Annotated in this window: 3 protein-coding genes; 2 read left to right on the top strand and 1 reads right to left on the bottom strand. The window is 69.4% G+C overall.

Going from position 1 to position 2,823, the window contains the following annotated elements:
* Positions 1 to 38: 38 nt before the first annotated feature.
* Positions 39 to 1,349, bottom strand: coding sequence for an IS256 family transposase (locus tag Q1K57_RS10905; protein ID WP_300082330.1), 1,311 nt, complete (start codon positions 1,347 to 1,349; stop codon positions 39 to 41).
* A gap of 253 nt (positions 1,350 to 1,602) precedes the next feature.
* On the opposite strand from Q1K57_RS10905, the gene Q1K57_RS10900 reads away from it, so the two are divergent.
* Together Q1K57_RS10900 and Q1K57_RS10895 are read left to right on the top strand one after the other, a co-directional pair.
* Complete coding sequence (locus Q1K57_RS10900; protein ID WP_300082327.1) at positions 1,603 to 2,055, top strand: hypothetical protein; 453 nt, start codon at positions 1,603 to 1,605, stop codon at positions 2,053 to 2,055.
* An 85-nt stretch (positions 2,056 to 2,140) separates the two neighbouring features.
* Positions 2,141 to 2,749, top strand: a complete 609-nt coding sequence (locus Q1K57_RS10895; RefSeq protein WP_300082324.1) for a DUF305 domain-containing protein — start codon at positions 2,141 to 2,143, stop codon at positions 2,747 to 2,749.
* Positions 2,750 to 2,823 lie beyond the last annotated feature (74 nt).

The raw sequence follows: 2,823 nt of genomic DNA, 5'->3' as shown, positions 1-2,823 counted from the left end.
GGGTCTGTCAAGTCTTCGGTGTAACTCGGGTTGTCGGGTTAGCGGCGGCCGGCGGAGAGTCGGCCGTCGAAGGTGATCTCGAAGGCGTTGAGGGCGCCCTTCCAGCGTTGGGTCCATCGGGCGCGGCCCTTTCCGGTCGGGTCCAGGGCCATGATCGCCAGATAGACGCACTTCAGCGCGGCCTGCTCGTTCGGGAAGTGGCCGCGAGCCTTCACGGCTTTGCGGATCCGGGCGTTGACCGACTCGATCGCGTTCGTCGTACACACGATGCGGCGGATCTCCTTGTCGAACTGCAAGAACGGCACGAACTCCGCCCAGGCGTCGGACCAGAGCCTGACGATGGCGGGATACTTGCGTCCCCACGCCTCGGTGAACTCCAGGAACCTCTCCTCCGCGGCGGCCGCGGTGTCGGCGGTGTAGATGGGCCGCAGGGCCTGGGCGATCTTGTCCCAGTCCTGCCGGGCGGCGTACCGGAATGACGCCCTGATCAGGTGCACCACGCACGTCTGCACGATGGTGCGCGGCCACACGTGACCGACCGCGTCGGGCAGACCCTTCAGCCCGTCACACACGAGCATGAGCACGTCGTCGACGCCGCGGTTCTTGATCTCGGTCAGGACCTGCTGCCAGTACTTCGCGCCCTCGCCGCCGTCACCGACCCACAGGCCCAGGATGTCCCGGTTCCCCTCGACGGTGACCGCCAGGGCGACGTAGATCGGCCGGTTCGCGACCTGGCCGTCGCGAACCTTGACGTGGATGCAGTCGATGAACAACACGGGGTACACCGGGTCCAGGGGCCGGTTCTGCCACTCGGCCATGCCCTCGAGCACCTTGTCCGTGATGGTGCTGATCGTCGTCTTGGACACCTCGCTGCCGTACACGTCGGCCAGGTGCGCACTGATGTCCCCGTGCGTCATCCCCCGCGCCGACAACGACAGCACCACGTCCTCGATCGACCCCAACCGCCGCTGCCGCTTCGCGACGACGACCGGCTCGAACGTCCCGGCACGATCCCGTGGCACGTCAATCTGGACCGGGCCGGCCTTCGTCAGGACCGTCTTGGTCCGGGTCCCGTTACGGGCGTTCACACCGTCCTCGACGCGTTGGTGCTTGTCGTAGCCCAGGTGGGCCGTCAACTCACCCTGCAACGCGGACTCCAGGACCAGCTTGGTCAGCTGCGCCAGCAACCCGTCCTCGCCGTCCACGCCCAGGCCGAGCCGTTCAGCGTCGCCGACCAGCCGTTCCACCAACTCCCGGTCCACCAGCGGCGGGCGCTCAACCGTCGTGGGCACCTGCTCCTCAACCTCCGTCGCGACCGCCCCAGCGGCCAACTCAACCAGCGTGCTCATCGGATACCTCCTGGGAAGGAGTTACACCATTGAAAGTACAGTCCCCCGCGGGTCGCCGACGCCTGCCGGGGCGGCGGCTCGACTGTATTGAGGGTTGAGTGTGGCGGCTCTCGCGAGACCGGTCGTTCGTCGGTCGCAAAGCGCCAGACGTGGTGTGCCCTGTTGGGTGACGGCCGGTCGGTGGCGGATGATGTGGTCGATGGCGGTCATGGGCGGGTGGAACGGTCGGCGGCTGACCCTGAGGTCAGTTGCGGTGCTTCTCCTTGCCCTCGCGGGCTTCGTGGTGATGCACGTCGTCGGGTCGACAGACGTTGCCTCCGCAGGGCACCACGTCATCGCCGCGTCGAACGGTGCCCAGGCCGGCGTTGAACCGCATGACCTCCAGTCGGGCTCCGGTATTGCTATGACCCAGGGGTCGACTGCGGACGGCCCGGCGGCGGAGACCGCGTGGCTGACGCCGCCCGTCCCGCTCGCGCCGTCGGTCCCGGACGAGGACCATCACGACGGGCACCTGGGGCTGGTCGGGTGCCTGGTGGCACTGACGGGGTTGGTCGGCTGGCTCGTCGTGGCGCGCCCGGGCGGGGGTTACCTCCTGGCTCTCGCGCGCCGTGCCTGGACGAGCCCGGGTCTCGGCGCCGGCGGGGCGGTCCCATTCGGCGTTTCCCGCACTCCCGTCCGCCTCAGTCTCTGCGTCCTGCGGATCTAGAAGGGCCCGGCTGCGCCCTGCCCACCCGGGGGCGCGCGGCCGCGCGTGACCTTCACCATCCGCACGACCACCTTTGGAGACCCCGATGACTTCCCGTACCCGTTTGGCCGCCACTGGCGGCACCCTCGCCCTCGCCCTGGCCCTGGCCGGCTGTGCCGGCTCGAGCAGCACCACCAACGGCCCCTCACCTGAGCCGACCGCGCGGGTCAGCGAGGTTCCCGCGACGTACAACGACGCCGACGTGCAGTTCGCCCAGATGATGATCATCCACCACCGCGATGCGATCGAGATGGCCGAGATGGCGCCCGAGCGCACCACCGACCCGGACGTGCTGGCCCTGGCGGGCGCGATCGCCGCGGCTCAAGGGCCAGAGATCGACCTCATGACCAGCTGGTTGCAGGACTGGGGCGCCGAGGTCCCCGCCGAGGGCGCCTCGATGGCACCGATGGACCACGGCGATGACATGCCGGGCGCGATGAGCGATGCCCAGATGAGCCAGCTCGACGCCGCCCGCGACGCGGAGTTCGACGCGGCCTTCCTGACGCTGATGATCGGCCACCACGAAGGCGCGCTCGACATGGCCGAAGACCAGCTGAACAGCGGGGCGAACCCCGAGGCTCTCGACCTCGCCGAGGCCATCGCGGCCGACCAGGCGGCGCAGATCCGCCAGATGGAGCAGATGATCGGCTCCTAGCCGGTCACGCGGTGGGGGGGGCCGCCCGGCCCCCCCCCCCCCCCGCCCCCCCCGGGGTATGCGTTTCTGACCTA

The sequence above is a fragment of the Propioniciclava sp. genome, from assembly GCF_029977985.1.
In the GTDB taxonomy this organism is placed as follows: domain Bacteria; phylum Actinomycetota; class Actinomycetes; order Propionibacteriales; family Propionibacteriaceae; genus Propioniciclava.
The sequence above is the reverse complement of the archived record's forward strand: the minus strand, read 5'-3'. Positions and strand labels throughout refer to the sequence as shown.

Coding starts and splice junctions, on each gene's coding strand:
- Q1K57_RS10895 (WP_300082324.1), top strand. CDS start 2,141: ATGACTTCCCGTACCCGTTTGGCCGCCACTGGCGGCACCCTCGCCCTC.
- Q1K57_RS10905 (WP_300082330.1), bottom strand. CDS start 1,349: ATGAGCACGCTGGTTGAGTTGGCCGCTGGGGCGGTCGCGACGGAGGTT.